The following is a 1,374-nucleotide window of genomic DNA, read 5'->3' as shown; positions in this document are numbered from 1 at the left end:
AATTCAAGCAGACCCTCAACGCTCGGCGATTTTGGTTTGCGTTGAATTTCGTGTTTACGGCGTCATGCAGAAAGTCAGCCAGGGCGTTTCGGGCTACTTAATTGGGCGTTATGTACAACCTACGGTTAAGCATACTCTTTAATTTTTCGTAGGGAATTACCAACTAAAGACTTATAAGTATCTACATCCAGTTTGCTCAGTGCGAAAATGTGGCTGTTTGCGTTAGTAGCGACTTTTCTGTTGAACTCAGTAACTATTGGTTCATCTATTTCAACTAAGCCACTTTCAAACCGGTGAGACTCAGTGATGACATAAGAATACTTAGGTGAAATTGGGTAGTATAAGTCCATATTTTCAGGTGCCTGAAACACATCGTCTTTAACGCAATAGTGCACGTTAATTGCAGGTTGGTCAGAGGTAATAAAGTTAGAGTTAGTGTTGTTTTCTAGTAAGGTGTGATTGTCGTTCTGGCGACTTGAGTACAAACTCAGTCCCATATTCATACCAAACATGTAACTAAAAAACCACCAAGAATGCTCCATGATCTTTCCTAGTTCAGGCTTGTTTTTTTTCATTCCTGTAATACAACGGACTTTGAAGTTCTTTGTTCTAGCCACTTGGTGCCCAAGGTACATCATGAATGAAATCATATTCTGGTCATTTTTCAGGGTTTCAATATTTCCCCGAGCTAACTCTTCAAGAATATGCGCTGCTGCGTTTTCATGCGCCGTATGCAAATTTTCTAACAGGTTACACTTAGAAGCTAAAATTGCCTGTTCAGCTTCGTCATTTTGTATGTTCGCACTCTTATACGCATTTTCCACCCGTTGAACTTTTAGAAAGTCCCAAAGGTAGTTTTTATGCTGCTCTTGTAATTTTTCCGGTGAACCCGATGAAAACATCAATATTGCATCAATGTGTTTTTGTTCTAGTGGAGTTAGTTGGTAAAAATCCTTTTCCATCACCAAGCCTCTGACACTGGTAAAGTCAATGTTGCCTTTACTAGTAACACAGAATAAATCTCTGTTGTTGGTCGACCACCTCAATAGGTAGTTTGCCCAAACATGGTGGTGCTTTCGTTTAGCTTGTAGGTCTTTTTCCACGTGTCCCCCTAACTTTTTTGGTATGATACCGAAGATAGAGCATGGGTAACAAGTTGTACATAACAAAGCATTTAAGAGTGATTCGCAACGCTTGGCGTTTTCGCTTCGCTCAAGTATAGCCAAGCGTCGCTCACACCTTAATGCGGCGTTATGTTTACTTGTATTTCAGTGGCTTAAAGTTTATTCGATCTCTGTTCTTTGTCTCTTTGGCAGCTTGTTCGAGTTACTTCAGCAAATCGGCATTGTCGGCCCAAGTTCATGAATCACTCAG

At 40.5% G+C, this 1,374-nt stretch carries 1 protein-coding gene; it reads right to left on the bottom strand.

Translation table 11 applies throughout. From position 1 onward, the window contains the following. Positions 1 to 125: 125 nt before the first annotated feature. Entirely contained in the window at positions 126 to 1,103 is a 978-nt protein-coding gene (locus tag CDZ87_RS16805; protein WP_157806496.1) for a DUF4238 domain-containing protein, read from the bottom strand. Between the last annotated feature and the right edge of the window lie 271 nt (positions 1,104 to 1,374).

Source organism: Vibrio salilacus (assembly GCF_002811245.1).
GTDB classification, from domain to species: Bacteria; Pseudomonadota; Gammaproteobacteria; order Enterobacterales; family Vibrionaceae; genus Vibrio; species Vibrio salilacus.
The sequence above is the reverse complement of the archived record's forward strand: the minus strand, read 5'-3'. Positions and strand labels throughout refer to the sequence as shown.